The organism is Roseomonas sp. BN140053 (assembly GCF_047690175.1).
Classification (GTDB): domain Bacteria; phylum Pseudomonadota; class Alphaproteobacteria; order Acetobacterales; family Acetobacteraceae; genus Roseomonas.
In genome coordinates this window covers 46,129-72,789 of record NZ_JBLLEB010000004.1, presented here as the reverse complement: position 1 = coordinate 72,789, position 26,661 = coordinate 46,129, and the positions used below count along the sequence as shown (strand labels likewise).

Annotated in this window: 25 protein-coding genes and 1 tRNA gene; 10 read left to right on the top strand and 16 right to left on the bottom strand. The window is 72.4% G+C overall.

Annotation, left to right across the window (positions count from 1 at the left end; translation table 11 throughout):
- Window positions 1-208 precede the first annotated feature (208 nt).
- Genes ACLIBK_RS05945 through ACLIBK_RS05925 form a run of 5 tightly spaced genes read left to right on the top strand, consistent with a single transcriptional unit; the run spans window position 209 to window position 2,618 of the window.
- Window positions 209-697, top strand: coding sequence for a hypothetical protein (locus ACLIBK_RS05945; RefSeq protein ID WP_415386314.1), 489 nt, complete (start codon window positions 209-211; stop codon window positions 695-697).
- Window positions 694-1,239, top strand: coding sequence for a hypothetical protein (locus ACLIBK_RS05940; protein ID WP_415386313.1), 546 nt, complete (start codon window positions 694-696; stop codon window positions 1,237-1,239). The genes ACLIBK_RS05945 and ACLIBK_RS05940 overlap by 4 nt, the downstream gene beginning before the upstream one ends.
- A complete protein-coding gene (locus tag ACLIBK_RS05935) occupies window positions 1,236-1,652 on the top strand; it encodes a hypothetical protein (RefSeq protein WP_415386312.1) in 417 nt (138 codons plus the stop codon). The genes ACLIBK_RS05940 and ACLIBK_RS05935 overlap by 4 nt, the downstream gene beginning before the upstream one ends.
- Window positions 1,652-2,197, top strand: coding sequence for a hypothetical protein (locus ACLIBK_RS05930; protein ID WP_415386311.1), 546 nt, complete (start codon window positions 1,652-1,654; stop codon window positions 2,195-2,197). The genes ACLIBK_RS05935 and ACLIBK_RS05930 overlap by 1 nt, the downstream gene beginning before the upstream one ends.
- Window positions 2,187-2,618, top strand: coding sequence for a hypothetical protein (locus ACLIBK_RS05925; protein WP_415386310.1), 432 nt, complete (start codon window positions 2,187-2,189; stop codon window positions 2,616-2,618). Before ACLIBK_RS05930 ends, ACLIBK_RS05925 begins: the two co-directional genes overlap by 11 nt.
- Window positions 2,619-2,659: 41 nt before the next feature.
- Here the strand turns inward: ACLIBK_RS05925 and obgE are convergent, their stop codons facing one another.
- The 3 genes from obgE to rplU form a co-directional block, all read right to left on the bottom strand.
- Window positions 2,660-3,670, bottom strand: coding sequence for a GTPase ObgE (gene obgE, locus ACLIBK_RS05920; protein ID WP_415386309.1), 1,011 nt, complete (start codon window positions 3,668-3,670; stop codon window positions 2,660-2,662).
- A gap of 99 nt (window positions 3,671-3,769) precedes the next feature.
- Window positions 3,770-4,039 (bottom strand): 50S ribosomal protein L27, encoded by a 270-nt coding sequence (gene rpmA, locus ACLIBK_RS05915; protein ID WP_415386308.1) that lies wholly within the window; start codon window positions 4,037-4,039, stop codon window positions 3,770-3,772.
- Between the two features lie 24 nt (window positions 4,040-4,063).
- The gene (rplU, locus tag ACLIBK_RS05910; protein ID WP_415386307.1) at window positions 4,064-4,381 is read right to left on the bottom strand and encodes a 50S ribosomal protein L21; all 318 of its coding nucleotides are present in this window, start codon (window positions 4,379-4,381) and stop codon (window positions 4,064-4,066) included.
- 197 nt (window positions 4,382-4,578) lie between these two features.
- On the opposite strand from rplU, the gene ACLIBK_RS05905 reads away from it, so the two are divergent.
- Window positions 4,579-4,668, top strand: a tRNA-Ser gene (locus ACLIBK_RS05905).
- A gap of 302 nt (window positions 4,669-4,970) precedes the next feature.
- Here the strand turns inward: ACLIBK_RS05905 and ACLIBK_RS05900 are convergent.
- Complete coding sequence (locus tag ACLIBK_RS05900) at window positions 4,971-6,122, bottom strand: acyltransferase family protein (RefSeq protein ID WP_415386306.1); 1,152 nt, start codon at window positions 6,120-6,122, stop codon at window positions 4,971-4,973.
- A gap of 225 nt (window positions 6,123-6,347) precedes the next feature.
- On the bottom strand, window positions 6,348-8,261 hold the full coding sequence (locus ACLIBK_RS05895) for a tetratricopeptide repeat protein (protein WP_415386305.1): 1,914 nt from the start codon (window positions 8,259-8,261) through the stop codon (window positions 6,348-6,350).
- Between the two features lie 230 nt (window positions 8,262-8,491).
- On the opposite strand from ACLIBK_RS05895, the gene ACLIBK_RS05890 reads away from it, so the two are divergent.
- The gene (locus tag ACLIBK_RS05890; protein ID WP_415386304.1) at window positions 8,492-10,666 is read left to right on the top strand and encodes a DUF4214 domain-containing protein; all 2,175 of its coding nucleotides are present in this window, start codon (window positions 8,492-8,494) and stop codon (window positions 10,664-10,666) included.
- Window positions 10,667-10,710: 44 nt separating this feature from the next.
- On the opposite strand, the gene ACLIBK_RS05885 is transcribed toward ACLIBK_RS05890, so the two are convergent.
- The 5 genes from ACLIBK_RS05885 to ACLIBK_RS05865 all read right to left on the bottom strand — a co-directional run bounded on the left by ACLIBK_RS05885 (window position 10,711) and on the right by ACLIBK_RS05865 (window position 14,306).
- Complete coding sequence (locus tag ACLIBK_RS05885; RefSeq protein ID WP_415386303.1) at window positions 10,711-11,157, bottom strand: hypothetical protein; 447 nt, start codon at window positions 11,155-11,157, stop codon at window positions 10,711-10,713.
- Window positions 11,154-11,600 (bottom strand): hypothetical protein, encoded by a 447-nt coding sequence (locus ACLIBK_RS05880; protein WP_415386302.1) that lies wholly within the window; start codon window positions 11,598-11,600, stop codon window positions 11,154-11,156. The genes ACLIBK_RS05885 and ACLIBK_RS05880 overlap by 4 nt, the downstream gene beginning before the upstream one ends.
- On the bottom strand, window positions 11,597-12,205 hold the full coding sequence (locus tag ACLIBK_RS05875) for a hypothetical protein (protein WP_415386301.1): 609 nt from the start codon (window positions 12,203-12,205) through the stop codon (window positions 11,597-11,599). The genes ACLIBK_RS05880 and ACLIBK_RS05875 overlap by 4 nt, the downstream gene beginning before the upstream one ends.
- Before the next feature lie 6 nt (window positions 12,206-12,211).
- Window positions 12,212-12,973, bottom strand: coding sequence for an SIMPL domain-containing protein (locus ACLIBK_RS05870; RefSeq protein ID WP_415386300.1), 762 nt, complete (start codon window positions 12,971-12,973; stop codon window positions 12,212-12,214).
- A gap of 157 nt (window positions 12,974-13,130) precedes the next feature.
- Window positions 13,131-14,306: a 5-methyltetrahydropteroyltriglutamate--homocysteine S-methyltransferase gene (locus tag ACLIBK_RS05865; protein WP_415386299.1), complete on the bottom strand. Its 1,176-nt coding sequence runs from the start codon at window positions 14,304-14,306 to the stop codon at window positions 13,131-13,133.
- A gap of 167 nt (window positions 14,307-14,473) precedes the next feature.
- Here ACLIBK_RS05865 and ACLIBK_RS05860 point away from each other — a divergent pair, with 167 nt between their 5' ends.
- Both ACLIBK_RS05860 and ACLIBK_RS05855 read left to right on the top strand, forming a co-directional pair.
- Window positions 14,474-14,899 (top strand): hypothetical protein, encoded by a 426-nt coding sequence (locus ACLIBK_RS05860; RefSeq protein WP_415386298.1) that lies wholly within the window; start codon window positions 14,474-14,476, stop codon window positions 14,897-14,899.
- Between the two features lie 204 nt (window positions 14,900-15,103).
- Window positions 15,104-15,355 (top strand): hypothetical protein, encoded by a 252-nt coding sequence (locus ACLIBK_RS05855; RefSeq protein ID WP_415386297.1) that lies wholly within the window; start codon window positions 15,104-15,106, stop codon window positions 15,353-15,355.
- A 38-nt stretch (window positions 15,356-15,393) separates the two neighbouring features.
- Here the strand turns inward: ACLIBK_RS05855 and ACLIBK_RS05850 are convergent, their stop codons facing one another.
- Both ACLIBK_RS05850 and ACLIBK_RS05845 read right to left on the bottom strand, forming a co-directional pair.
- Window positions 15,394-18,993, bottom strand: coding sequence for a hydantoinase B/oxoprolinase family protein (locus tag ACLIBK_RS05850; protein ID WP_415386296.1), 3,600 nt, complete (start codon window positions 18,991-18,993; stop codon window positions 15,394-15,396).
- Window positions 18,994-19,493: 500 nt separating this feature from the next.
- Window positions 19,494-20,681, bottom strand: coding sequence for a fatty acid desaturase (locus ACLIBK_RS05845; protein ID WP_415386295.1), 1,188 nt, complete (start codon window positions 20,679-20,681; stop codon window positions 19,494-19,496).
- Between the two features lie 415 nt (window positions 20,682-21,096).
- Here ACLIBK_RS05845 and ACLIBK_RS05840 point away from each other — a divergent pair, with 415 nt between their 5' ends.
- On the top strand, window positions 21,097-22,521 hold the full coding sequence (locus tag ACLIBK_RS05840; protein ID WP_415386469.1) for a c-type cytochrome: 1,425 nt from the start codon (window positions 21,097-21,099) through the stop codon (window positions 22,519-22,521).
- Between the two features lie 60 nt (window positions 22,522-22,581).
- Here ACLIBK_RS05840 and mltG read toward each other — a convergent pair whose 3' ends face one another.
- The 4 genes from mltG to fabG all read right to left on the bottom strand — a co-directional run bounded on the left by mltG (window position 22,582) and on the right by fabG (window position 26,645).
- The gene (gene mltG, locus ACLIBK_RS05835) at window positions 22,582-23,634 is read right to left on the bottom strand and encodes an endolytic transglycosylase MltG (RefSeq protein ID WP_415386294.1); all 1,053 of its coding nucleotides are present in this window, start codon (window positions 23,632-23,634) and stop codon (window positions 22,582-22,584) included.
- A gap of 276 nt (window positions 23,635-23,910) precedes the next feature.
- Entirely contained in the window at window positions 23,911-25,194 is a 1,284-nt protein-coding gene (fabF, locus tag ACLIBK_RS05830; RefSeq protein ID WP_415386293.1) for a beta-ketoacyl-ACP synthase II, read from the bottom strand.
- Window positions 25,195-25,244: 50 nt separating this feature from the next.
- On the bottom strand, window positions 25,245-25,484 hold the full coding sequence (locus ACLIBK_RS05825) for an acyl carrier protein (protein ID WP_415386292.1): 240 nt from the start codon (window positions 25,482-25,484) through the stop codon (window positions 25,245-25,247).
- A 423-nt stretch (window positions 25,485-25,907) separates the two neighbouring features.
- Window positions 25,908-26,645: a 3-oxoacyl-[acyl-carrier-protein] reductase gene (gene fabG, locus ACLIBK_RS05820; RefSeq protein ID WP_415386291.1), complete on the bottom strand. Its 738-nt coding sequence runs from the start codon at window positions 26,643-26,645 to the stop codon at window positions 25,908-25,910.
- Between the last annotated feature and the right edge of the window lie 16 nt (window positions 26,646-26,661).

Below are 26,661 nucleotides of genomic sequence, written 5' to 3'. Positions count from 1 at the left end.
CGCACCGTCATGCAGGGAAGCGTCCAGTCCACCTCGGAAATGCCGTTTTATCGCCTGAGAATGTAACTCATGGTTGCGAAACTGCCCAAAATATGAGACGGTCGATAACGAAATCGGGAGCGTAGTAGCTTTGCGGAACCTTCGAGTCTCGCGTCGTCAAGTCAGCAGATTAGGAATATTGTCGGTTTCAGGGTTGCTGATCGGGTGTGTGAACCACAATGACGCAGCGATGCGCATCGGAGCCGCACCGGCCAACGCAGCCGCACTCCGCGCCATGCAGATCGCACGTTTCTCCACCCGCGATGAAATTCTGCTGCTGACGGAAGCCACTCAGGTCCTCCAGGACCTTGGCTTCACCGTGGAAGAAAGCACGCCCGATGCGGGTTTTCTGGGTGGGAGCAAGAGCCGCGACGCCACCGAAGCCGGACAGGTTGCGGCGGCCGTCGCGCTCTCCATCGCTGCCGCGTTCTTTCTCGTGGTCGTTGCCCCTACCTGGGATGCCAACCAGACGATCCGGGTCGTGCTCACCTCCCGTCCCGTTCCCGATCGAGGGGGTACGGAGATGCGTGCCTCCTTCGAGCGTTCCGTGACGAACAACCAGGGCCAGTCCCGGTACGAAAATCTGGAGGAGCCCGGCATCTACGAGGAGTTCTTCCGTCTCCTGCGAAGCGGCCTTTCCCAGAGAGGGATCGCATGATGCGAAAGATCGCGGTCGCACTGCTGCTGGTCGGCCCAGCTGCCTGCGCGCCACAACAGAGGGATATGCAACTCATTCCCAGCGCCCGCAGCGCTGTTGAACTGAGGGCGATGCAGTCCAGGACCATCGATGGTGACAGGAGCACCATTTACCGCGGGACCATCGCCACGCTGCACGACCTTGGCTACCGCGTCACACGCGCGGAGCCTTCCGCCGGCACGGTCAGTGCCGTGAAGCTGAACCGACTCTACATGACCGTTGTTGTGCAGCCCCGTACGCCTTCGGCGATGGTCGTGCGGGCCAATGCCGCGGTGGCCATGTCGATCAGCACGCAGCAACAGGTCGATGTGCCGGAGTTCTATCAGCAGAACTTCTTTGCCCCGCTTGCCGGTACCCTGGGGACGCAGGCCTTTGCTCTGCCCGCCGGAACGGATGCGCCGGAGCAGCCGGCACTGCCGACGTCCGCATCGCCCACCCCGCAAGCAGCTCCGCCCGTTTCCCAGCCTTCATCGTCCAACCGACAACAGGAACCCGTTCGATGAGCATGCGACGCGCACTCCGATGCGTGCCGATCCTTGCCCTGATCCTCGCCGGCTGTCAGAGCGCGTCGGATCACGCTGCCCAGGTCGGCGCTGGCGGCACCGGTGACCGGCTGACAGTCGGCACGGTCCAGCGGGAGATCCGTGTGGGCATGCCCAGCAGCGATGTCGTGGCCGTTCTCGGCTCTCCAAACATGGTCACGACGGATGAGCGGCGTCGTGAGGTGTGGGTCTACGATCGCGTCGGAACCGAGTCGGTCAGTTCCGGTAGCGCGGGTGGCGCGAACATCCTGTTCCTGGGCGCCGTTTCCTCGGCCAGTGCGACCCGGCAGTCGCAGCGCACGCTGACGATCATCATCCGCCTGGATGAGCAGAGCCGCGTGAGGGATTTCTCCTATCGGTCGACCAGCTTCTGATGAGGTGGCTGGCTTTCAGCGCTGGACCGCTGCTCGCTCTCTCGGCGTGCCAGAACCTCCCGCAACAGCAGGCCGCCTACTTCACGACGACCGAGGCTGTTACAGGGCAGCGCGCCCGTCAGACGCGCCGCTTCGATACGCGCGATGAAACGCTCCTGCTGCAATCCACCGTGAGCGTGCTGCAGGATCTGGGCTTCACGATCGATGAAACCCGTCCCGGGGCCGGGCTGGTCACGGGATTCAAGGACCGGGATGCCGTTGAGGCGGGGCAGGCGGCGACGCAGTTGCTTCTGGTGATGCTGGCTGCCGCCAGCCGGACCCAGCATCGCATGGTCATGGACTCCAATCAGCGCATCCGAGTCCTGGTCGTGGTGCGTCCCGTGCCGGACGGGCGGGCATCCACGGCGCGCGTGACCTTTCAGCGGGTGGTCATCAACACGGACCGGCAGATAAGCCAGACCGAGACACTCGATGATCCAGCTTTGTACCAGGCCTTCTTCCGGCAGCTCGAACAATCAGCGTTCCTGACGTCCCATGAAATCTGATCGCGCTTTCCGCCTGTGTTTCGTCCTCCTGACGGTTCTGCATACGGCCGGATGTCAGCTGGACAGTCGTGACCAGGTGCTGGCAACCACCAACTCACAACTGGCCCAGCGAGCCATTTCGACGCGGGCCTTCGACACGCCCGACGTGTCCACCGTATTTCGTGCCACGATCTCTGCCCTGCAGGATCTCGGCTTCGTTGTGGACAGGGCCGACGATCGGCTGGGGACCATCAGTGCAACGCGCCTATCCAACGGCATAGTGCGTATCACGGTAACGATGCGTCCGCTGTCCGGGGGGCGGACTGCCGTGCGGGCGTCGGGACAACACAATTTGCAGGCGCTGACCGACCCGGCTCCTTTTCAGGCCTTCTTCAACACGCTCTCACAGGCGTTGTTCCTGGCGGCAAACGAGATCGACTGAGCAGGCCGGGTGGCTTCCTGTGTCGCGATGGGCACCCTCCGTCACCCAGCGCGCCTCGCCCGGTCGGCGGTGACCGCGTCCATCAAGGTGCGCAGCGCCTCCGGCACGCCCTCGCCCGAGGCGCCGCTGATCAGCAGCACGCGGTTGCCGGTGGCGCGTTCCAGTGCCTTGAGGCGGGAGGTGCGGGCCTGCGGCGTCATGGCGTCGGTCTTGTTCAGCGCCACGATCTCCGGCTTGTCGGCCAGGCCGCCGCCGTAGCCTTCCAGCTCGCCCTGCACGGTGCGCCAGGCGGCGACGGGGTCGGCCTGGGTGCCATCGATCAGGTGCAGCAGCACGGCGCAGCGCTCGACATGGCCCAGGAAGCGGTCGCCCAGGCCGGCGCCCTCGTGCGCGCCCTCGATCAGGCCGGGGATGTCGGCGAGGACGAACTCCTCCGAGGCGTTGAGGCGCACCACGCCGAGCTGCGGGTGCAGGGTGGTGAAGGGGTAGTCGGCGATCTTGGGGCGCGCGGCGGAGGCGGCCGCCAGGAAGGTGGACTTGCCGGCATTGGGCAGGCCGAGCAGCCCGGCATCGGCGATCAGCTTGAGGCGCAGCCAGACCCAGCGCTCCTCGCCCGGCCAGCCCGGGTCGGCGCGGCGGGGCGCGCGGTTGGTGGAGGTCTTGAAGTGTGCGTTGCCGTGGCCGCCGTCGCCGCCGCGGCACAGGGTGGCGCGCTGGCCGGGCTCCGTGAGGTCGGCGAGCACGGTTTCCTTGTCCTCGTCCAGCACCACCGTACCGACGGGGACCTTGATCACCACGTCCTCGCTGCCGGCGCCGGTGCGGTCGGAGCCGGCGCCGTTGCCACCCTTGCGAGCGCGGAAGTGCTGCGTGTAGCGGAAGTCGATTAGGGTGTTCAGCCCGTCCACCGCTTCCACGATCACGTCGCCGCCCTTGCCGCCGTTGCCGCCGTCGGGGCCACCGAATTCGATGAACTTCTCGCGCCGGAAGGCGATCACGCCGTCGCCGCCGTCACCCGCCTTCAGATAAACCTTGGCTTCGTCGAGGAACTTCATGGGCGGGTACTCGGGGGAGGGCGGAAACGCAAACGGGGGCCTTTCGGCCCCCGCTCATAGAAACGCGCCGCGGCGCGGGCAGAAATGCGGGGAGCGCGCTTACTCGGCGGCGACCGGCAGGGTGTCCACGGACACCTGCACCCGGCCCTCGGCCTTGCGCTCGAACTTCACCACGCCGTCGGCTACGGCCTGGATGGAATGGTCGCGCGACACCAGCACGTTGCGCCCGGGCAGCATCTTGGTGCCGCGCTGGGTGACGATGATGTTGCCCGACAGCACGCGCTCACCGCCGAACTTCTTCACGCCCAGCCGCTTGCCGGCGGAGTCGCGACCGTTGCGGGAGGAACCGCCAGCCTTTTTATGTGCCATGGTTGCTGTTTCCTGTGGTCTGGATCAGGCCGCGGCGATGTCGCCGATGCGCAGCACGGTCATGTGCTGGCGGTGGCCGTTCTTGCGGCGGCTGTTCTGCCGGCGGCGCTTCTTGAAGATGATGACCTTGTCGCCGCGCTTCTGTTCCAGCACGGTCGCGGTGACGGAAGCGCCGGGCACCACGGGGGCGCCGAGGGTCACGCCGGCCTCACCGCCGATGGCCAGGACGTCCTGGAAGGTCACGGTCTGACCGGGCTCGGCTTCGAGCTTCTCCACGACGAGCACGGCGTTCGGGGTAACGCGGTACTGCTTGCCGCCGGTGCGGATCACTGCGTAGGTCATCGGTACGCCTGCTGGTAGGACAAGGGGGCCGCGAGCGGCCATCGGCCGCACCAGGGGTGCCACCGCGAGGGGCCGCATATAGCGACCCTGCCGCCTGCGCGTCAACGGGCCAAGGGGGATTGCGCGCGTGGTTGCGCGCGGGGGCTGCCGCCCTTATACGCGCCCGGCCCGGCTGCGGAAGCGCAACCGGGCGGCGCGGAGAGGTGCCAGAGTGGCCGATTGGGCCGGTCTCGAAAACCGGAGTAGGGGCAACCCTACCGTGGGTTCGAATCCCACCCTCTCCGCCAGCAAGCCCGTCGCGGGCTTTCCCCGAACGTCCCAGCCACCGGTGGCCGAGCGCAGCCGTGGCATTCCATGGCCGCAATCCTGCGCCCATCGGCCGTGGTGCTTTGGCCGGACCGGGTAGCATCCCGGGTATGCGGCCGGGAAAGCCGGGTATTCCGGCCGGGCGCCGGACCTGGCGCTGACGGACCAGGAAGCGCGCATCGGCAGGAAGCTGGGCCGGTTCGCCGCCGCGGGAAGGACGGCCGGCACTGCCGGGTGGGGTGGGGCGAAGGGCCGGTGACCCTTCCCGGACGGAAATCCGCGGTCACCCTTCCGGAGCCAGGCGGATCGCGTCGTGCCCCGGGGAGGCTCCCACCGATGCGGGAGCGGTGCTTCCGGGCTGGCGCGGCCTGCGGGCGAGCACGGGGGCCTCGATGAACCGCCAGGACAGTTCGGCCAGCAGGAACGTGACCAGCAGGATTTCCAGCAGCCACACCACCAGCGGGAAGCCGGGGGTGAGCAGGGGAGCCACGAGCTCCAGCAAGCTGAAATGCACCAGGTACAAGCCGTAGGACCGCGTGCTCAGCCAAAGGATGACGTGGCGCAAGGCTCCCTGGGCCGTGGACCACCGCAGCGCCGCCGGGAAGAACAGCGCGAAACCCAGGGAGGTGAGGTTGAAGACCACGCTCCGCCACACTTCGTCCTTGAGGTCGAAGGCGTCCTGCCGCAGCCACCCGGCACACAGCGCCAGCAGCAGCCCGAGCCCGAGGCCGCCGGCCAGCGCCGCCACCCGGCGCGACACCGCCCGCCCGCGCAGCAGCCAAGCCAGCAGCACCCCGTAGGCGATGGCGTCCAGCCGCAGCGCGGCGACCTTTCGCACCGCCGTGTCCCAGGGCAGGTCGGCGGGCACGGCGGCGCGCGCGAGCAGCGGCAACAGCAGAAAGGCCGCCAGGACGATCCAGGGCCCCCGGCGGGGCAGCAGCGCCGCGCCGGCCAGGAACGCCGTTCCGAAGAGCAGGTAGAACCATTCCTCCACGGTCAGGGACCACGACACGGCGAACCAGTTATCCGCCGGCATCGGCCAGGCGAGGTTCTGCGTGACGGTGGCGAAGGCCAGCAGGTGGCCGGGCAGGTTTGCCGCCGGGGGCATCACCACCGCCAGCACCGCCAGCCAGGTCAGGTAGGCGGGCGCCGTCCGCATCACCCGGCGCAGCAGGAAGATGCCCCAGTCGCGCAGGTTCGGCCCGCGCCCGGCGATCCGCAGCAGCAGGTTGCCGATCAGAAAGCCGCTGAGGACGAAGAACAGCTCCACGCCGAAGAAGCCGGACAGCAGGGAAACGAGGGGCACGCTGCCCGTTTGCACGGAGGCGGCGTAAAGGCCGAAATGGCTGGCCAGCACCAGCAGGATGGCAACAGCCCGCAGGAGGTCGAGGCCCTGGTTGCGGTCCGGGCCGCCACTCTCCGATCTGGGTTGCATCCGCCACTCTCTGGCCAAGCTCCGAAGCGGGCGCAAGGTGGGCGGCTGCTGCCCTTCGGAAGGGCCGGGAATGGGGTGACGCGCCCCGCACCCGCAGGCCCGGCCACGAGGGGGAGGCGGGACACCGCCGTGGGAAAGTGCTTCGCCTCCCTGGCGGTCTGGCGGTCTGGCGGTCTGGCGGTCTGGCGGTCTGGCGGTCTGGCGGTCTGGCGACGCGATGCGGCGTCAGGCGCCGGGCCCGTCGGCTGGCCCCGCCCCGCCGGCCGCACGCCGTGCTTCCCGCTCCAGCGTGGCCCGCAGTTCCTGCACCACCGCCGGCCAGTCGCCGGGCCGCGGCTGCCGGAACTGGCGCAGCGTGGGGTACCAGGGGCTGTCGTCGCGCCCGTGCTGCCAGCGCCAGCAGGCATCGTGCCGGTTCAGCAGCCACACCGGCCGGCCGAGCGCGCCGGCGAGGTGCAGCACCGCCGTGTCCACGCTGATCACCAGGTCCAGCGCCGCCACCAGCGCGGCGGTGTCGTCGAAGCTGTCGCCGCGCATCGCCGGGCGCTCGAGGCGCAGCCGTGACGCCTGCTCCGCGGCGGGGCCGCGCTGCAGCGACACGAAGCTCACCCCGCAAAGCCCGGCCAGCGGGTCGAGCAGTTCCAGGCCGATCGAGCGGCGCGCATCCGCCGCCAGGGTGGGGCTGCCCGCCCAGCTCAGCCCCACCCGCAGGCCGGGCAGCGCGGCCAGCCGTTCCCGCCACTGCGCCGTTCGCCCCGGATCCGCGGCGAGATAGGGCGGCGCCGGGATGCCGGCCTGGGCGAAGTGGTGCGGCAGGCTGAGCAGCGAGCAATGCCAGGCCACGGCCGGCGCGGGGTCGTCCTCCGCGAGCACGGCATGCAGGCCGGGCAGGTCGCGCGCCAGCGGCAGCAGCGGCCGCGGCACCTGCAGGTGCACCCGGACATCGGCAGGAAACAGCGGCGCGTAGCGCAGGAACTGCAGCGTGTCGCCCAGGCCCTGCTCGGCGTGCAGCAGGATCGCCTGCCCGGACAGCGGCTCGCCCCCCCAGCGCTGGCCCGGAAAGCGGCGGGGCGTGGCCGCCCAGGGCATCGCCTGCCAGCGGTGCTCATAGGCCGCCCAGCCTTCCGCGTGGCGGCCGGTCTGCAGCAGCGTGAAGGCGAGGTTGACCTGCGCCTCGGCCAGGTCCGGCGCCAGATGCAGCGCCCGCCGCAGGCTGTTCTCGGCCTCCGCGAAGCGCCCGAGGTTGCGCAGCGCGTCGCCCAGCGAGTTGTGCGCCGCCGCCATCGCGGGATCGCGGTCCAGCGCGGCGCCGAACTGCGCGGCGGCGGCCTCGTAATGGCCGGCAGTGGCCGCGGCGATGCCCAGCCCCAGGCGCGGCCGCGCGTCGTGCGGGCCGATCTCCGCGGCGCGGCGGAAGCAGGACGCGGCCTCCGCGGGCCGGAGGGCATCGAGCAGCAGGTTGCCGAGCTCCAGCCAGGCGTCGAGCAGCTGCGGCTGCGCGCGCAGGGCGTTGCGCAGGCAGGTTTCCGCCTCGGCGCGGCGGCCGTTTCGGCGCAGCACCTCGCCCAGCCCGGTCCAGGCCGCCGCGTCGCCGGGATCGGCGCTCAGCACGGCGCGGAAATGCTCCGCGGCCTCCGGGCGCCGCCCCTGCGCCGCCAGGCAGCGGGCGAGGTTGCCGCGCGCGGGCAGGAAGTCCGGCCGCTGTTGCAGCGAGGCGCGGAAGCACTCCTCCGCCTGCGCCACCTCGCCGAGGTCGCGCAGCACGGCACCCAGGTTGTTCAGCGCTTCCGGGTAGTCCGGGCGCAGCTGCAGTGCCCGTCCCAGGCAGTCGCGCGCTTCCGCCGGCCGCCCGAGGTCGCGCAGCAGGTTGCCCAGGTTGCCCCAGCCATCCGCCCCCAGCGGCCGCAGCGCCACGGCGCGCCGCAGCAGGGGCTCGGCCTCGGCCAGGCGGCCCAGCGCGCCGAGAACGGAGCCCAGCGTACCCAGCGCCTCGGCGAAGTCCGGTTGCAGGGACAGGGCCGCGCGCAGCAGCGGCTCGGCCTGCGGGAGCTGGTTCTGCCGGAGCAGCCTCAGGCTGTTCTGGAACAGCTCCGCGGCCGCGGCGGGTGGGGCGGGCAGCGGCGGGGTGGTGGCCGTCATCCGGGCCGGCCTGTCACGGCGCAGCCGGCCCTGGATGACGTAATGTTATACTGTATGTATCCAAACGGTAACACTCCGGTGAGATAGGAGCGCCGCTGCCTTTGGGCGTCCCGCGGCGCTGGACCGCACGCGAGGTCGGGGGCCAGGATGCCCCGGTTTGGCGAATGCCATTCGCCGGACGGAGGGCAAAAGCCTCCCCCGCTGATGGATGAGTATCGGAGAAAAAAGCCTTGGCTCTGACAGCCGTGTCGCCCGAGAGCGGCAACGAATTCGTCGACGCGTTCATCAACAATGGACGCCATTATGTGAACGCTCCCAACCCGGACGGCACGCCGAACACTGCGCCCTTCGTCATCAACTACTACTTCGACGTGCTGAGTGGTACGGACGCCAACGGCAGGAACACGGCCTATACTTGGCGCCCCTTCGAGACCGCAGCGTGGGAAAAGGCCGTCCAGGGCTGGGAGCACGTCGCCAACGTCGACTTCGTGCGGGTCAACACCGCCGCCGATGCGCTGTTCCTCGAGCGCCTGGAAGACCAGGCCACCGCCGGCGGCACGGTTTCCGCCTCGCACAACCTGCCCAGCAACAGCACCACGGCGCAGTCGCGCGGCACCTACAACTTCGAGGCGGTGAACGTCCGCCAGTGGTCCCCGGACCAGCTGGAGCCGGGCGGCAACTTCTACCGCACCTTTATCCACGAGACCGGCCACGGGCTGGGCCTGAAGCACCCGCATGACAGCGGCAGCGGCGCCTTCGCGCCGAACTACTTCCCGGGCATCACCTCGGACGACACCTCGGCGGAGCGGCAGCGCTCGCTCGGCGTGCTCGAGCTGAACCACATGTTCGGCTCGGTGATGTCCTATATCCACGGCTACGAGTTCGACGAGCAGGGCCACGTGGACGTGGTGCCGACGCGGCAGCGCCCGGTGGCCGACGACTTCTTCCTCGACCACGGCTTCGCGGCCACGCCGATGGCCTACGACATCGCGGCCATCCAGTACCTGTACGGCGCCAACATGTCGTACCGGACGGAAGACAACGTCTACATCCTGCCCGATTCCAACGACCCACATCCCTTCGTGCGCGGCGAGCCCAACGAGGCGGGCGTGCCGGAGTCGATCATCTACCAGCCCGACACCGCCTACTGGGAAAGCATCTGGGACGCCGGCGGCATCGACGAGATCCGCTATGACGTGATGGACGCGGACGGCAACGCCATCGCCGGCAGCCGCAACGTCATCATCGACCTCACCGCCGCGACGCTGGACTATTCCGAGACCGGCTACGGCGTGCTGAGCTACGCGGCCTTTATCGGCGGCGGCTACACCATCGCCAACGGCGTGGTGATCGAGAACGCCACGGGCGGTGACGGCAACGACACGCTGCGCGGCAACGGGGCCGCCAACGTGATCCTGGGCCGCGGCGGCGACGATGTGATCACGGCCACCGGCGGGCTGGACACCGTGGACGGCGGCGCGGGCATCGACCGGCTGGTCTTCGCGAATTACGGGCGCGGCGACGTTTCCGTGTCCTTCGGCCTGCCCGAGGGCGCCAGCTCCATCGGCCGCGGCGCCGCGGACGTGACCACCTTCACCAACATCGAGCGCGCCGAACTGGTGGACGGCCGGGTCGAGTTCACCGCGGCCAGCGACGCGGCCTTCGTGGACCGGCTCTACAACACCGTGCTGGGCCGCGAAGGCGATGCCCCCGGCCTGGCGCTGTGGACCAGCCAGCTGGAGCAGGGAACGGCGCGGGCCACGGTGGCACAGGGCTTCCTGGACGCTGCCGCGGCGGGCGGCGCCCCGGGCGGGCTGGGCGGCCTGGACGATGCGGGCTTCGTGCGGGCGGCCTATTCCGCCCTGCTCGGGCGCGAAGCCACCGAGGAGGAGGTCGCGGTTCGCGTGCAGTCCTTCGGCGAGGGGCAGACCCGGGCCGACGTGCTGGCGCAGGTGGCCAGCGCGCCCGAGGCGATCGCCGCGGATGTCGGCGGCGCGGCGGCCGGGCTGGTGGTGGCGGACTACAACGTGCTGCTGGCGGAGCGGGCCTATCTGACCGCGCTCGGCCGGTCGGGCGAGGCGGCGGGCCTGCAGTTCCAGGCCGGCAGCATCGCCAACGGCACCATCACCGCGGGGCAGCTGGGCGAGACCTTTGCCGGCAGCGCCGAGTTCGCCCAGCGGCACGGCAGCCAGAGCGACGCCGACTTCGTCACGTCGCTCTACGGCGATGCCTTCGGGCGCGCCGGCACCACGGAGGAGATCGACTACTACACCAGCGTCCTCAGCGGCGGCGGCAGCCGCGGCCAGGTGGTGCAGTCCTTCCTCGACTCTCCCGAGAGCCAGGGCTACGTGCAGCAGCTGGCGGTGAACGGCCTTTCGCTGCAGCCGGACGCGCTGCTCGGCTAAGGCCCGACCCGGTACCGGCGCGCCGCCTGCGGGCGGCGTGCCGGCTACCCCCCGGAAACGCTCGCCGTCAGGGCCCAGAGCACCAGGGCGGTGACCTCCACCCAGACCGGCAGTGCCACCAGGCACCCCGCCCAGCCCGAGTTGCGCCGCGGGGCGTTTCGCGCGGCCAGCCGGTAGGCGGCGGCCCGATCGGCGGGCAGGGAAAGAAAGGCCAGCCAGCGTCCGAGCGGCGGCAGCACGCCTTCCAGGATCAGCGGCGGCCAGTCCAACAGCTCCACGGCCTCGCGCAGCGGGGACCGGTTATAGGCCCAGGCCAGCCAGGCCAGGCCGCGCGCCGCGAACCCGTTGCGGCGGTCAGCGGCCGCCAGGGCGAGCGCCTCGTCCGCCGCCCAGGACGGTGGAGCCGGCGCCATGCCGCGCCGCGCGGCGGCGATGGCACGCAGGGCGCAGCGGTCGTCCTCCGTCGGCCCGTGCAGCCCTTCCGGCCTCACCGGTCCGGCCCCGGTGGGGCGACGGCCAGGGCGCGCAGCGCGGCGCAGGTCGCGAACCAGAACAGGACGGCCAGCAGCACGGGCCAGGACGCCGCGACCGGCAGCAGCAGCAGCGCCCAGACCTGCCCCGGCAAGGGCGCCCCGAGCAGCAGGAGCAGCAGCACCGACAGCGCCGTCCAGCCCGGCGCCGAGGCGGGGGCGAGCAGGCCGCGCCAGGGCCGGCGGCGGCGCAGGATCCACCGGAGCAGCACCAGCAGGGGCAGCGCCAGCACCGCCAGCAGCAGCGCGTCGCCCAGCAGGCCGAAGCCGTGCGGGTCGAAGCGGTCCGCACCGACGCGCGCCAGCACCAGCCAGGAGGCGGCGAAGCGCAGGCCGTAGAACAGCACCGCCAGCAGGGCGAGCCCGAGGCGGCCGGGCCGCGCGGCCGGGGCGGGACGGGTCACGGCAGGGCGACGTGCCGGCGCAGCAATGCCTCGATCCCCGGCCGGTCGGGATGCCCTGCCAGCAGTGCCTCGGGCAGCCAGAAGGCGCTGATCCGGTCGGCCAGCAGGAACAGCATCCCGTCCTTCCGCGCCGCGCCGGTCAGGCGCGACCAGGGCACGAACAGCGTCCGGCTCGGGTTGCGCCACAGCAGCCCGGCCTCGCCGAGCAGCAGCTCATGGGCGCCGAAGATCTCGCCGCCCGCCGCGTGCAGAGCCCGCAGTGCCCGCCGCTGCCGGCCGCGCAGCAACAGCGCCATGCCCAGCAGCGTGGCCGCCACCAGGCCCAGCGCGGCCAGGAAAGCGCCCAGACCATCCAGCTCCCAGTTCCAGCCCGCGTGCCGGGTGCTGACCACCCAGAGCCCGGCCTGCAGGTCCCAGGCGGCGGCGAGATAGCCGCCCAGGCCGCCCACGACGCTGCCGCCGAGGAGCCCGGCGAGGTTGCTGCCCCAGCCCCGCCGGGGACCGGTCGCGGCGCGCAGCAGCAGGCCCTGCAGCCGGAGGTGATCCGCCGGCCCGAGCGCCGGCACCGCCAGGGCGTAGTGGACCGGGCCGAGTGCCGCCTCCACGCGCGCTCAGTTCCCCGCGCCGCCCCCGCCGCTGCCCGGGGCCAGCCGGACGGTGACCAGCACCCGCACGGAAACCTCCGCTTCCCCGGCCGCGGAGGCCATGGCCGGCACCGGCGCCCGGGCGCGCTCCATCCGCATCGCCACCGGGTCGCCGAAGGGCGACGGCAGGCCGGAGGGATCGACCTCGATCCGGCCCACGCCCGCCACGCGCGCGTCCGCCGCAGCGGCCACCGCGCGGGCCCGGGCCAGGGCGGTGCGGGTCGCCTCCGCCGCCAGTTCCTGCCGTGCGGCCTCCACTTCTTCCTCCCGCGGCAGGGAGCCGGATTGCGACAGGCCGGTGGCGCCGTTCTCCAGGCTGCCGGACAGCAGGATGGGCAGGCGGTCCGGCAGGGTACGGAAGGACACCGTGCCGCGGCCGGTGTAGCCCTTGATGCGGTCGGGCTGGCCGCGCACCTCCTGCAGCTCCGGCTCGAAGCCGGTTTCCTCCGTGCGCAGCCGCTCCGCCCCCTGGGCGCGCAGGAAGGTCAGCAGGGTCTGCGAGCGCTGCGCCAGGGCGGTGGCGGTGGCGCGGATGTCGCGCCCGTGCACCTCGATCGTGACGGCCGCGTCCGACACGGTGGCGGGCAGCCGGCGGCGGGCTTCCGCCCCCACGGCGATCACCCCGCCCGCCTCGGTGGGGGAGGGCGTCTGGCCCAGGGCGGGAAGGCTGGCGGGAAAGGCGGCCAGCAGGGCGAGCAGGCCCCAGGTCGAACGGCATGGCGCGCGCATCGGTTGATCTCCTCCGGCGCGGCGCATGGTCGCCCAGCGGCGGGGCAACGCCAAGCCGCGGCCTTCGCGGGGAGGCGGGGGGCCGGGGACGTTCCGGTGCAAGGGGCGGCCGCTCCCGGCCGCGGGGCTGCGGTGCGGATGGCGACGTGCCGGCCGTTCAGCCGCCCCAGACCTCCCGCGCCGTTTCCACCACCAGCCGCAGCTTGGCGAGCTGGTCCGCCGGGCCGATCGCGTTGCCCTCCACCACGCTGGCGAAGCCGCATTGCGGGCTGATCGCCATCTGCTCGGGGTCGAGGAAGCGCGCGGCCTCGTCGATGCGGCGCTTCAGCGCGTCCTTGCTTTCCAGCCCGGGATGCTTGGTGGTGACCAGGCCGAGCACGACCTCCTTGCCTCGCGGGATCAGCCGCAGCGGCTCGAAGCCACCGGAGCGCGGGTCGTCGTATTCCAGCAGGAAGCGGTCGGCCGCCAACTCGCCGAAGCAGGCTTCCGCCAGGCCGTCATAGGGCCCTTCGGACAAGGCGAGGCTGCGCGCATTGCCGCGGCAGATATGGATGCCGACCCGCGTGTCCGGGGCGCGGTCGCGGATGCAGTCGTTGACCAGCCGGACGTAGCGCCGCAGCCGCGCGTCCGGATCGTCGCCTTCCGCGCGCACGCCGTCGCGCATGCGGGGGCTGAGGAAATAGGCCAGGATCGGGTCATCGATCTGGATGTAGCGGCAGCCCGCGGCTTCCAGCGCCGCGATCTCGCGCCGGTACAGCGCGGCGACCTCGGCGAAGAATTCCTCGATGTCCGGATAGGCGTCGCGCGACACCGCGCCGCGCCCGCCGTGGAAGTGCAGCCGGGTGGGCGAGGGCAGGGTGACCTTGGCCAGCCGGTCCGTCGCCGCGGCCAGAAAGGCGTAGTCCGCCACGGTGACCGGGCCGTCCGCGCCGATGCGCGACACCGTCAGCACCTGCTTGGGCACGTAGCCTTGGGCATGACCATGGTCATGCCCGTGGTCGTGGTCGTGGCCGTGCTCGTCCGTGGCCGGGCCGCTCCCGGCGGAGGGGCTGGCGCCGTCGCGGATCTCGACGCCGCGGAGCCGGGACACGAAGTCGATCCACCAGTTTTCCCGCCGGAACTCGCCATCCGTCACCACGGGGAGGCCGACCTCCTCCTGCAGCCGCACGACCTCGCGGATCGCCGCGTCCTCGACCTGCCGCAGGGCCGCGGCATCGATCTCGCCGGCGGCGAAGCGGTGCCGCGCCTGGTGCAGCACCGCCGGGCGCAGCAGGCTGCCCACGGTGTCCGCGCGGGGCATCGGGCCCCGCGCCGGGCTGGTTTGGCTGGCCATGGCGGCTTCCTCCGTTTCGCGAGCCCCGCCGGGGGGGCGCCGGCAGCTTAGAACGCCGTCCCGCGGCCGGGGAGGCGTCCCGCGGCGCACCCCTGGCCGCGGGTGCTGGGGGTCCCGAGGACAGATTGATGTTCCCTTAATGTTCCAGTCTGCGCTAGCCTTCGCCCATGGCCAGCGACACCCTTCCTCCCCCCGATTCGCTCGACGTGCTGGCGGCCCGCGCGGCCGCCGCGCTGTTCCGCCGGGAACTGGCACGAGGCGCCCCCGAGGGCCTCGCCTGGGCCGCCGCGGTGGAACTGTTCCGCGACCATCACCCGGCTTGGCCGCTGCCCCTGGTGGAGCGCGAGGCGGCCCGCACCGTGGGTGCGCTGGTGGCGCAGCGGCCGCCCGGGTCGCGGGACGCGCCCGAGGCATGTGGGCCGCGCGACGCGCGCCGGCCGGTCGCCGTGCCACCGCGCGGGCTGCTGCGCGCCCTGGCTTGGCCGGTGCTGCCCGAGGGCGGCGCGGACGAGGAGCCGGACGAAGTGCCGGGACAATTGGCGATGCCGTTGCCGGTGTCCGGCCCGGCGCAGCCGGCGGGGAGCTACCGCTAAAAACCGGCTCCGGGCTGAACGTGCCGGCCCGGGAACCGTTCCGGCTCGGGGGCCGCGGACCCGCTTCGCCCTTGCGGCGGCTTCCGGCCGGCGCGGGTCCGGTCCGGTGCCCGTGCGGTCGCGGCAAACTCCGGCCGCGGCATGCCGTTCTGGGCAGGTCCCCCCGGGCCGGCTCCGCCGCCCGACTGCAGAGGCGTTTCCCCGATGATCCGATGGCAGACCATCGACACCGTCCCGAAATTCTCCCCCGATCCGGTCTGGCTGTTTGACGACGGCGAAGGGGTGGTGCTGGGCTACACCCGCTTCGTGGCCACGGAGGCCGGACCGCAGCCCGGGCAGGTCGCCGGCTACGACACCTGGGTCACGGCGGAGGACCCGCCGCGGGAGGTACGCCCGTCCCACTGGTCGCCGCACACGCCCGGCGAGCCCGTGCCGGAAGAGCCCGACGTGTGGTGACCCCGCTGCCGCGCGTCTGACGCGGGCGGCGCGGGCGCTCAGCCGTAGCCGCCGCCGCCGGGCGTCTGGATGCCGAAGACCTCGCCCGGCGCGAGTTCCGCCCGGTCGGTGCCACCCAGCGCCTCGCGCGAGCCGTCGGCGCGTTCCACCCATTGCAGTCCCACCGCGCCGGCCGAGCCGCCCGCCAGGCCGAAGGGTCCTTCGCGGCGGCGGGAGGCCACGATCACCGCCGTCATGGGTTCCAGGAAGCGCAGCCGCCGCGTCGCGCCGTCGCCGCCCTGCCAACGGCCAGCACCGCCCGAGCCGCGGCGGATGGAGAATTCCTCCAGCCGCACGGGAAAGCGCAGCTCCAGGATTTCCGGGTCGGTCATGCGAGTGTTGGTCATGTGCGTCTGCACCGCGGCGGTGCCGGGGAAGCCGGGACCGGCGCCGGTGCCGCCGCAGATGGTCTCGTAGTATTGGCGCGTGGCGTCGCCGAATAGGAAGTTGTTCATGGTGGCCTGGGCGGAGGCCACGGCGCCCAGCGCCCCGAACAGCGCGTTGCACACGGCCTGCGACACTTCCGTATTGCCCGCCACCACCGCCGCCCCGGACCGCGGCGCCAGGAAACTGCCGGGCGGGATGATCAGGTGCAGCGGCTTCAGGCACCCCTCGTTCAACGGGATGTCGCTGCCCACCAGGCAGCGGAAGGCGTAGAGCGTGGCGGCATAGGTCACGGCCAGCGGCGCGTTGAAGTTGTTGGGCCGCTGCGGCCCGGTGCCGGAGAAATCCACCGTGGCGCTGCGGGCAGCGCGGTCCACGGAAACGCGCACGCGCAGCGGCGTGCCGTCATCCATGGTGTAGCTGAAGGCGCCGTCCTCCAGCCGGTCGATGACGCGGCGGACGCTCTCCTCGGCATTGTCCATGACGTGCTGCATGTAGCGCCGCACCGTGTCCCAGCCGTAGCGCTCCACGACGCGGGCCAGTTCCGCCGCGCCCTTCTCGTTGGCCGCGACCTGCGCCTTGATGTCCGCCACGTTCACGTCCGGGCTGCGCGCGGGATAGCGCGCCGATAGCAGCAGCGCGCGGAACTCGGCTTCCCGGAACACGCCGCCATCCACCAGCAGGAAGTCGTCGATCACCACGCCCTCCTCCTCCAGCGTGCGGGAGTTCGGCGGGGTGGAGCCGGGGGTGAGGCCGCCGATATCGGCGTGGTGGCCGCGGCTGCCCAGGAAGAAGCGGATCTCCCGCCCGTCGGGGGCGAAAACCGGGGTGATCACGGTGACGTCGGGCAGGTGGGTGCCACCGTTGGAGGGGTCGTTCAGCGCCACCACGTCGCCGGGTTTCAGCGTGTCGCCGCGGCGGCGCAGCACCGTCCGCACGCTCTCCCCCATGGCGCCGAGATGCACGGGCACGTGCGGCGCATTGGCCACGAGGTTGCCTGCGCCGTCGAACACCGCGCAGGAGAAATCCAGCCGTTCCTTGATGTTGACGCTGAGCGAGGTGTTCTGCAGCACCACCCCGGCCTGCTCGGCGACGTTCATGAAGAGGTTGTTGAACAGTTCCAGCAGCACGGGATCGGCGCGCCCGCCCTCCGCCGCGACGGCGGTGGCACGCGGTTCCGCCCGGCGCAGGATCATGTGGTCGCGGGGCGTCACCTCGGCGCGCCAGCCGGGCTCCACCACGGTGGTGGCGGTGCTTTCGCGGATCAGCGCCGGGCCGGGGATGCTGTCGCCGGGGCGCAGGGTTTCGCGGGCCAGCACGGGGGTGTCGTGCTCGCGCCCGCCGCTCCAGACGCGGACGCGGTCGATGACCGTCGGCGTGCCCTCGCTGCGCGGGGGCGGGGCGGCTTCGGTGACGGGCTCGCCGCGGGCCGTGACCTCCACGGCGACAGCGCCGGCAGTGACGGGGCGTTCCGGCGTGGCGAAGCCGAAGCGGGCGCGGTGCGCGGCGGTGAACTGCGCCAGCACCGCGTCCAACTCGCCGAGCTCCACGGCCAGCGAGGCTTCCGTGCCGGCGTAGCGCAGGTGCAGCAGGTGGCGCCGTTCCACCCGGGCCGGGTCGGCGCCCTGTTCGGCCAGCACCCGCGCGGCGTCCTCGGCCAGGGCTTCGGCCTGTTCGCGCAGGGTAGGGATCGCCGCGGCGTCCAGCGGCACCTCCACCGCCTGCTCGCGTAGCACGGTCTGGTCCGCCAGCCCCATGCCGTAGGCCGAGAGCACGCCGGCGAAGGGATGCAGGAACACGGTGTCCATGCCCAGCTCGTCGGCCACCAGGCAGGCGTGCTGCCCGCCGGCGCCGCCGAAGCATTGCAGCGCGAAGCGGGACAGGTCGTGGCCCTTCTGCGTGGACACCTGCCGGATGGCGTTGGCCATGTTGTTCACGGCGATGCGCAGGAAGCCTTCCGCGACCTCGCGGGGATCCTGGGGGCGGCCGGTGGTGCGCGACACGTCCGCCGCCAGGGCGGCGAAGCCGTGCCGCACCGCGTCCGCGTCCAGCGGCTGGTCGCCGGCGGGGCCGAAGATCGCCGGGAAATGCGCCGGCTGCACCTTGCCGACGCAGATGTTGGCGTCCGTCACCGTGAGCGGCCCGCCGCGCCGGTAGCCGGCCGGGCCGGGATCGGCGCCGGCGCTTTCCGGGCCGACGCGGAAGCGGGCGCCGTCGAAGCGCAGGATCGAGCCGCCGCCGGCGGCCACCGTGTTGATCGCCATCATCGGCGCGCGGATGCGAACGCCCGCGACGGCGGTGTCGAAGGCGCGCTCGAAGCCGCCGGCGTAGAGGGCGACGTCGGTGGAGGTGCCGCCCATGTCGAAGCCGATGATGTCGTGCAGCCCCGCCATCGCCGCGGTGCGCGCGGCGCCGACGATGCCGCCCGCCGGGCCGGACAGGATGGCGTCCTTGCCGCCGAAGCGCGCGGCCTCCGTCAGCCCGCCGTGGGACTGCATGAAGAACAGCCGCGTGTCGCCCAGCTCCGCCGCCACGCCTTCCACGTAGCGGCGCAGGATCGGCGAGAGATAGGCGTCCACCACGGCCGTGTCGGCGCGCGGGATCAGGCCCAGCAGCGGGCTGACCGCGTGGCTGGCCGAAACCTGCGGGAAGCCTGCCTCGCGCGCCAGTTCCGCCAGCCGGGCTTCCTGGGCCGGGTATTTCCAGGCGTGGATCAGCGCGATGGCGCAGGACTCGATGCCCGCGGCGCGAGCGTCGCGCAGGGCGGCGCGGGCGGCGTCCTCGTCCAGCGCTTCCACCTCCGCGCCGTCCGCCGCCACGCGGCCGCCGATCTCCGCCACGCGTTCGTAGAGCAGGCTGGGCAGCGTCACCTGCAGGTCGAAGAGCCGCGGCCGCGCCTGGTTGCCGATGCGCAGCGCGTCGGCGAAGCCGCGGTTCACCAGCAGCAGGCAGCGCGCGCCCTTGCGCTCCAGCAGCGCGTTGGTGGCCACCGTAGTGCCCATCTTCACCGCGTCGATCAGGCCCCGCGGGATCGGCTGGCCGGGCGGCACGCCCAGCACCTGCCGGATGCCGGCCACCGCGGCGTCGCGGTAACGGCCGGGGTTCTCGCTGAGCAGCTTGTGCGTGGTGAGCGTGCCGTCCGGGGCGCGCGCCACGATGTCGGTGAAGGTGCCGCCGCGGTCGATCCAGAACTGCCAGCCGCTGCCATTCACCATCGCATCCCCCGCGGCCGGGACGCGCGCACACCCGATTGCCCAGCCAGGCCGGCTGGATACCAACCAATCAGCGCCCGCCCGTCAACGTGCCGCCCTCCCGTCCGGCCGTGGCGCGCGAGGGCGGCAGCCGGTGCCGGGAGGGCGGCGGGTTTCCCGGAAGGGCTGGTGATGCGGTTGCTCTCTGGCGGTCTGGCGTTGGCCAGGGGCGCTGCCCCTGGACCCCAGGGCAAAGGCGAAGCCTTTGTCCCGAGCCGGGGAGTTACGAACTCCCCGGACCCCACGTTGAGTGCCTCCGGCGGGGGCGGGTTGGACAGCGCGGTCCATTATGACGGCCGCCTGTCATCCCGCCCCCGCCGGAGGCACTCATGAGGTCGAGGAGCCTAAGCTCCTCGCGGGGTGTCCAGAGGGGCAGAGCCCCTCTGGTCCAGGCCCGAACACCAGGGAGCAACGGCCCCACCCGCCCCCGGACTCCGCCCGCCCACCGGCGAAGGCTCGCGCGCTCAGGCGACCATGCCCGGCGGGGTGGCGGCGAGGGTGGCGAGGTTGCGGTCCACGGCGCGCAACAGGCCCCAGTTCTCCGTGTAGCCGGCCGGGAAGCCGGGCGAGCCGGCGTCGGAGTCCTGCTGGCGGGCGTGGGCGTAGCTGGTCCATTTGCGGTTGGCGGGGCGGCGGTGGTGGTAGTCGTGGCAGGGCGCGTCGCCCACCATCACGAAGACCCGCGAGAACATCGTGATCGTCAGCGTGTTCAGCCACCAGCCGGCCCAGAGCACGGCGCCGCGCAGGCTGGCCGCGGATTCGTCGGGCGGCATGGCGCCGGGAAACACGCCGGTGGTGGAGGCGCAGACGAAGGCCTTGCCGCGGGCGGCGATCAGCTCGACCTCGGGGAAGCGGTGCTCGCAGAGGATGCGGAACACGGTGGCGATCTGCAGCAGCACGGTCACCGGCAGCACCCAGGCCACCAGGAACTCCGTCATCGTGCCGGTGACGGCGGCGAGGGCGAAGGCGCCGCCCCAGGCCAAGCGGCTGGTCCAGTCGTGCCGGCGGTCACCGCCGAACATCGCGGACTTGATGCGCTTGAACAGGAAGCGGCCGTGGAAAGCGGGGGAGACGAGGTTGATTGCCACGCGGCGCCACAGCTCGGACTTCGAGACGCCGGGTTCCAACTTGCAGATGCCGAACACGAAGCCGGTGAACTCGTCTTCCTCCGTCAGCAGCTTGTTGGCGCTGTGATGCAGCATGTGCTCGCGCTGATAATCCTCAAAACGCTTGAACAGGAGCAGAGATGAGACGAGACGGCCGACGCTGCGGTTGCGCTCGCGCGACTTGAATACGGTGCCGTGCGAGCAGTGGTGGAAGATCACGACCTGGAACACGCCGAGGCCCGAGGAGGTGGCGGTGAGGCCCAGGAACAGCAGTAGCCCGGCAACCGGCAGCGGCATCTGCAGGCGCAGCGCCAGGGCGCTGATGAGGGCGCCGGCCAGCGTCCAGACCAGCGCTTCGGTGACGAAGCGCGTGGCGGGACGTTCCGGCATCTCCTCGCCCGGGGCGGGCTTCGCGGTGAGCCAGGTCAGGAAGGGCTGGAGGAATTGCGGCAGGCGTTCCTCCATCACGCTGCGCGGATCGCGGCGGGACGTGGACAGAAAAAGATTGTCGGGCGATTCGGGTGCCAGTGTGGGCAGAAAAGACATTCTCAATCCTCGTGTTGCGGGGCGGGATGGTCCGGCTTCGGCGATATTTCGCAAAGCACCACGCCATCTCCGCGCAAAGGGAGGGCGGCGTGAACGCCTTGCGAGAATTACCCGGCGCCGAAACCATTGGGAGATGAAACTAACCCAGTCGGCGGGATGATGGGGGCCGGGCCGGGTCGCGCAATCTCCTGGGCGGCGTGTCGACGGCGTTGTGGCTATGCACCGAGCATTTCGAAACGCTAACGCCGCGAAAGCCGGAGGGACTCCGCGCGCGCGGAGTCCCTCCGGTGCGGCAATTGCGCGGGCGGGTGCGGCCCACAGGGCACCGCGTCGTGCCGGTGCCAGGCCCGGTTCGTCTAGATGCCCGGCGCTGGCGGAGGAGCGGGGACGGGCAGGAACTGGCAAGGTGCCGGCGATGCGGATCGCCCTGACCATCCTGCTGCTGGCACTCGCCTGGCCCACCTGGGCGCAGCCCGTCCTGCATGGCGGCCCCGTGCGGGTCCTGGCGCTGTCCGCGGATGGTGCGTGGCTGCTGTCGGGCGGCTTCGATGGCCGGCTGGTGGTGCAGGAGGCGGTGCCGGCCGGGGCGGAAGCCGCGCCGGCGCCGCGACGTGCCTTCCCGGACGGTGTTCCCGGAAACGGCCCGGAGGCGCCGCCGCGCGGTCCAGGCGGTCCGCCGCGCGCCGTCCTGGCGCATTCCGGCGGCGTGACGGCGGCGCTTCCCCTGCCGGATGGCGGCTGGGCCAGCGGCGGCGAGGATGGTCAGGTGATCCTCTGGCCCGCCATCGGGCCGGAGGCGCCGCCGCGGCGGCTGGAGGCCGCCGGCGCCCCGGTGGCCGCCCTGGCGTTGCGCGGGGCCACCCTGTTCTCGGGCGGGCGGGACGGCGAGCTGCGGCTGCGGAACCTCGGCACGGGTGAGGTGCGGCGGCTGGTTCCGGGCGCGGCCACGGCGCTGGCCCTGCGCGACGACGGTCAGCCGGTGGCGGCCGGGGCGGAGGGGATGGTGCGGCTCTGGCGGCCGGAGGGCGGGGTGGAGGTGCTGGCGCAGTTCGGCCTGCCGGTCACGGCGCTGCTGCCGCTGCCGGGAGACCTGCTGGTGGTCGGCACCGCCGGTGGGGGTTTGGTGCTGCTGGACCCGGACGGCCGGCGGCGCGAGCTGGCCGCCGGGACGCGGCCGGTGACGGCGCTGGCGGCCACGCCGGACGGGAGGCTGCTGGCGGCGGCCTCGCTGCCGGGGGTGGTGACGCTCTGGTCCCTGCCGGACGGGCGGTTGCGGCAAACCCTGGCGGGCGAGGGCGGGCCGGTCTGGTCCGTGGCGCTGTCGCCCGATGGCGGCACGGCCTGGACCGGCGGCAGCGACGGGCGGGTGCGCCGCTGGGCGGTGCGCGGCGGCCAGGCGCTGGACGGGCCCGGGCCGGTGGCGGGCGCCTCGGCGGAAGCGCGGATCCTGGCGGCGGACCCGCGCGGCGCCCGGGCCTTTCGCGCCTGCGCCGTGTGCCACGCGCTGGACGCGGCGGAGGTCCCCCGCGCGGGGCCGCACCTGGGGGGCGTGTTCGGCCGCCGCATGGGCAGCCTGCCGGGCTACGCGTATTCCGAGCGGCTGGCGCGGGGCGACATCCTGTGGACGCCCGACACGGTGGCGGACCTGTTCACCCGTGGCCCCGACGTGGTGACCCCCGGCACCCGCATGCCGACGCAGCGGGTCACCGATCCGGAGGAGATGGCGGCGCTGCTGCGGCTGCTGGGCGCCGCCAGCCCGGGGGCCGCGAGTGCGGCCCCGGGGGCCGCGGGTGCGGCGGCCACCAGCCCCGCGCTGCCGGCCGCGCCGCCGCCACGCTAGGCACCAGCGCTGCGCCGGGGCACGCCGCCGCGCTAGGGGCGCTGCGGGCGGCTAGGGGCGCTAGGGCGCTGCTGGTGCTGCCGGCACGGCGGAGGCCGCGGGCGTTCCGGGGGTGGCAGGCGGCGCGGGGGCTCCGGGGGCGGCAGGACCGGCGGCGGCGTTGCGGGCGCGCCAGCGGGCGACGTTGCGGTTGTGCTCGTCTAGTGTGCGGGCAAAGGCGTGGCCGCCGCTGCCGTCGGCCACGAAGTACAGCTCCTCCGTGACGTCGGGCCGGGTGGCCGCGCGGAGGCTGTTGCGGCCGGGAGCAGCGATGGGGGCGGGGGGCAGGCCGCGGTTGCGGTAGGTGTTGAACGGGTGGTCGCGGTCCAGGTCGGCCCGCGTCAGGGCGCGTTCCAGCACGCCGCCATCGGCGGCGGCATAGGCCACGGTGGGATCGGATTGCAGCGGCATGTTGCGGCGCAGGCGGTTGATGAAGACCCCCGCCACGCGCGGCCGCTCCTCGGGCTTGCCGGTTTCGCGCTCGATGATGCTGGCCAGGATCAGCGCCTCGCGCGGCGAGGCCAGGGGCAGGTCGGGGGCGCGGCCTTCCCAGGCTTCCGCCAGGGCGGCGTCCATGGCGCGCTCGGCCCGGCGCAGCAGCGGGGTGCGCGCGTCGCCCCATTGGTAGCTGTAGGTGTCGGGCAGCACCGCACCCTCGTCCAGGGCGGGGGTTTCGCCGGTCAGGCCCTCGGCGCGGTCCAGGAGGGCGGCGATCTGGCGGGCGTTCAGCCCTTCGGGGATGGTCAGCCGGCGCTGCACGGGGCGGGCGCGGCGCAGCACCTCCAGCACGTCGCGCAGCGAGGCGTGCGCGGGGAACAGGTATTCGCCCGCCCGCAGCGGGCCTTCCGCGCGGGTGACCCAGGCGGCCAGGGAAAAGGCGCGCGCGTCATCGATCACGTTGCGCTCACGCAGGGCGTCGGTGATGGCGCCGGTGCCGCCGCGCGGCACCACGACGGGGGTGGGTTCGGCCAGCGGGCCGGGGGCGCCGAAGCGCTGCCACCCCCACCAGGCGGCACCGCCCGCGCCCAGCGCGAGCAGGAGCAGGAGGAGCAGCAGGCTTCGCAGGAGGCGCATCCGCTGCCGTCTAGAGCAGAAGCCCGGCGCCCGGAACCGTCCGGCGAGGGCGGAGCGCGCCGCCGCCACACGGCGGGGTTGCGGCCGCCGCGCAGCCGTGCCGGCGCGTCACGGGCGACGCCGCATCGGGCGGCAGGTCGGCCATCGCGTGGGGAAGGTCGCAGGGCGGCCACCGCGAGGCGGGGGCGGAGGCGGTGCCGGGGCAGCGCCGCCGCGGGCCGGGTGGCGCCGCGGGGAGTAGCGGAGGCCAGGCGACGGGCGCCCGGCCGCCCCGGTTCAGGGGGCGCCGCGGAACAGAATGGACGCGTTGGTGCCGCCGAAGCCGAAGGAATTGCTCAGCACCACCTCGATCGGACGCTCCTGGGCCACCAGGGGCACGCGGTCCACCGCGGAGGGGCGCGAGGGCTCTTCGAGGTTCAGCGTCGGCGGCGCCACGTTGTCGCGGATCGCGAGCAGCGAGAAGATCGCCTCCACCGCGCCGGCCGCGCCCAGCAGGTGGCCGATGGCCGACTTGGTGGAGCTCATCGCCACCTTGTCGGCGTCGCCGTTCCACAGCTTCTCCACCGCTTCCAGCTCCAGGTCGTCGCCCATTGGCGTCGAGGTGCCGTGGGCGTTGATGTACTGGATATCGGTCGGGGCGATGCCGGCGGAGCGCAGGCAGGCCTTCATGGCGCGATAGGCGCCGTCATGGCCCTCGGCCGGGGCGGTGATGTGATAGGCATCGCCGGACATGCCGTAGCCGATCACCTCGCCGTAGATCTTGGCGCCGCGGGCCTTGGCGTGTTCCAGCTCCTCCAGCACCACGACGCCGGCGCCTTCGCCCATCACGAAGCCGTCGCGGTCCTTGTCCCAGGGGCGCGAGCCCTTGGCGGGGTCGTCGTTGAAGCCGGTGGACAACGCGCGGGAGGCGGCGAAGCCGGCCATGCCGATCTCGCTGACCGCGGCTTCCGTGCCGCCGGCCACCATCACGTCGGCATCGCCGAAGGAGATCAGCCGCGCCGCGTCGCCCAGCGCATGGACGCCGGTGGCGCAGGCCGTGACCACGGCGTGGTTGGGCCCCTTGAAGCCGTAGCGGATCGAGATGTGGCCGGAGGCCAGGTTGATCAGCGCGGAAGGGATGAAGAAGGGCGAGAGCCGCTTGGAGCGGCCCTGGCTGACGGTGACCGCCGCGTCGTAGATGGCGGGCAGGCCGCCGATGCCGGAGCCGATCATGACCCCGGTGACGTTGCGGTCTTCCTCGGTCTGCGGCACCCAGCCGCTGTCTTCCACGGCTTCCGCCGCGGCGACCATGGCAAGATGGATGAAGCGGTCCATCTTCTTCTGGTCCTTGACCGGGATCCACTCGTTCAGGTCCAGCCCGCCGCTTTCGCGCGTGCCGGCCGGGATCTGCCCCGCGATCTTGGAGGGCAGATCCTTCACGTCGAAGGACTGGATGGCGCGGATGCCGCTCTCGCCGGCCAGCAGCCGGCGCCAGACATTCTCCACGCCCAGACCCAGCGGGCAGGCGATGCCCATGCCGGTGACCACCACCCGCCTGGGCGTCGTGAGCTGACCGAACACTTCCTGTTTCCCCCAGTGGGCTTAGCCGTGGACCTGGAAAGACGGCCGGATCAGGCCGCCTTGTGCTCCTCGATGTACTTCACCGCGTCGCCGACGGTGGTGATCTTCTCGGCCGCGTCGTCGGGGATCTCGACGCCGAAGGCCTCCTCGAAGGCCATCACCAGCTCGACGGTGTCGAGGCTGTCGGCGCCCAGGTCGTCGATAAAGGACGCGCCCTCGGTGACCTTGGACTCTTCGACGCCGAGATGCTCGACGACGATCTTCTTCACCTTGTCAGCCGTGTCGCTCATGCGCGGTTCTCTTCTCCTGCGGCAGGGCCGAAGCCCACCTGAAACCCGGATCGGGCAGGGGTGCACCCACAGGGGCAGCCTGCACGGGCGGCGGGCCTTATCACGTAAGCTTCGGGTGGCCTAGGGGAAGAGGGGTGCTGGTGCCACGGAAATGCCACGGTTGCGGCCGGGGGCGGAGCTGCTGCCGGGCCGGGTCGCAAAGCATGGATTCGCCTCGTTTCCTCGCCGTCCGGCGGCCTCGCGGGGGCGGGCCGGCCGTGTCCGGCACGATGTTCGGGCGGCGGTGGGCGTGGCGGCGAAGCCACACCGGGGCGGCCCCGTCCGGCGCGGGGGCTTCGCGGCAGGGTCCGGGGCAGCGCCCCTGGCCTCGGCCGCGTCATCAGGGAGCAACCGTGTCCCAGCCCGCCGAAGCAGGCCGGCCGGTCAGATCATCGCCATGCCGCCATTGACGTGCAGGGTGACGCCGGTGACCCAGGCGGCCTCGTCGGAGGCCAGGTAGGCGACGGCGGCGGCGATGTCCTCGGGGCTGCCCATGCGCTGGGTGGGGATGCGGCCCATGATGGCGGCCTTCTGGGCGTCGTTCAGGGCGTCGGTCATGGCGGACTTCACGAATCCGGGGGCCACCACGTTCACCGTGACACCGCGGGTCGCGACTTCCTGGGCCAGGGCCTTGCTCATGCCGATCAGCCCGGCCTTGGCGGCGGCGTAGTTGCTCTGACCGGGATTGCCGGTGACGCCGACGATGGAGGCGATGGAGACGATCCGTCCGGCGCGGCGCTTCATCATGCCGCGCAGGGCGGCGCGGGCCAGGCGGAAGGGGGCGGAGAGGTCCACCTCCAGCACGTCGTTCCAGTCCTTGTCGCCCATGCGCAGCGCCAGGCCGTCGCGGGTGAGGCCGGCATTGTTGACCAGGATGTCCAACCCGCCGAGCTCGCTCTCCACCTTTTCCACCAGCGCGGCGGGGGCGGCGGGGTCGGACAGGTCGGCGGGGAGGACGATGACGCGCTCGCCGAGTTCGGTGGCGAGGGCGGAGAGTTCCGCCTCGCGGCGGCCGGTGACCGCGACCTCGGCGCCCTGGGCGTGCAGGGCGCGGGCGATGGCGGCGCCGATGTTGCCGGTGGCGCCGGTGACCAGCGCCGATTTGCCGTCCAGTCGGAACATGGGGTGGGGTCTCCTT

What these genes read in the sequence shown, in the direction of transcription:
- ACLIBK_RS05940 (WP_415386313.1), top strand. Translation starts at nt 694, where the DNA reads ATGATGCGAAAGATCGCGGTCGCACTGCTGCTGGTCGGCCCAGCTGCC.
- ACLIBK_RS05935 (WP_415386312.1), top strand. Translation starts at nt 1,236, where the DNA reads ATGAGCATGCGACGCGCACTCCGATGCGTGCCGATCCTTGCCCTGATC.
- ACLIBK_RS05930 (WP_415386311.1), top strand. Translation starts at nt 1,652, where the DNA reads ATGAGGTGGCTGGCTTTCAGCGCTGGACCGCTGCTCGCTCTCTCGGCG.
- ACLIBK_RS05925 (WP_415386310.1), top strand. Translation starts at nt 2,187, where the DNA reads ATGAAATCTGATCGCGCTTTCCGCCTGTGTTTCGTCCTCCTGACGGTT.
- obgE (WP_415386309.1), bottom strand. Translation starts at nt 3,670, where the DNA reads ATGAAGTTCCTCGACGAAGCCAAGGTTTATCTGAAGGCGGGTGACGGC.
- rpmA (WP_415386308.1), bottom strand. Translation starts at nt 4,039, where the DNA reads ATGGCACATAAAAAGGCTGGCGGTTCCTCCCGCAACGGTCGCGACTCC.
- rplU (WP_415386307.1), bottom strand. Translation starts at nt 4,381, where the DNA reads ATGACCTACGCAGTGATCCGCACCGGCGGCAAGCAGTACCGCGTTACC.
- ACLIBK_RS05900 (WP_415386306.1), bottom strand. Translation starts at nt 6,122, where the DNA reads ATGCAACCCAGATCGGAGAGTGGCGGCCCGGACCGCAACCAGGGCCTC.
- ACLIBK_RS05895 (WP_415386305.1), bottom strand. Translation starts at nt 8,261, where the DNA reads ATGACGGCCACCACCCCGCCGCTGCCCGCCCCACCCGCCGCGGCCGCG.
- ACLIBK_RS05870 (WP_415386300.1), bottom strand. Translation starts at nt 12,973, where the DNA reads ATGCGCGCGCCATGCCGTTCGACCTGGGGCCTGCTCGCCCTGCTGGCC.
- ACLIBK_RS05865 (WP_415386299.1), bottom strand. Translation starts at nt 14,306, where the DNA reads ATGGCCAGCCAAACCAGCCCGGCGCGGGGCCCGATGCCCCGCGCGGAC.
- ACLIBK_RS05860 (WP_415386298.1), top strand. Translation starts at nt 14,474, where the DNA reads ATGGCCAGCGACACCCTTCCTCCCCCCGATTCGCTCGACGTGCTGGCG.
- ACLIBK_RS05855 (WP_415386297.1), top strand. Translation starts at nt 15,104, where the DNA reads ATGATCCGATGGCAGACCATCGACACCGTCCCGAAATTCTCCCCCGAT.
- ACLIBK_RS05850 (WP_415386296.1), bottom strand. Translation starts at nt 18,993, where the DNA reads ATGGTGAATGGCAGCGGCTGGCAGTTCTGGATCGACCGCGGCGGCACC.
- ACLIBK_RS05845 (WP_415386295.1), bottom strand. Translation starts at nt 20,681, where the DNA reads ATGTCTTTTCTGCCCACACTGGCACCCGAATCGCCCGACAATCTTTTT.
- ACLIBK_RS05840 (WP_415386469.1), top strand. Translation starts at nt 21,097, where the DNA reads ATGCGGATCGCCCTGACCATCCTGCTGCTGGCACTCGCCTGGCCCACC.
- mltG (WP_415386294.1), bottom strand. Translation starts at nt 23,634, where the DNA reads ATGCGCCTCCTGCGAAGCCTGCTGCTCCTCCTGCTCCTGCTCGCGCTG.
- ACLIBK_RS05825 (WP_415386292.1), bottom strand. Translation starts at nt 25,484, where the DNA reads ATGAGCGACACGGCTGACAAGGTGAAGAAGATCGTCGTCGAGCATCTC.
- fabG (WP_415386291.1), bottom strand. Translation starts at nt 26,645, where the DNA reads ATGTTCCGACTGGACGGCAAATCGGCGCTGGTCACCGGCGCCACCGGC.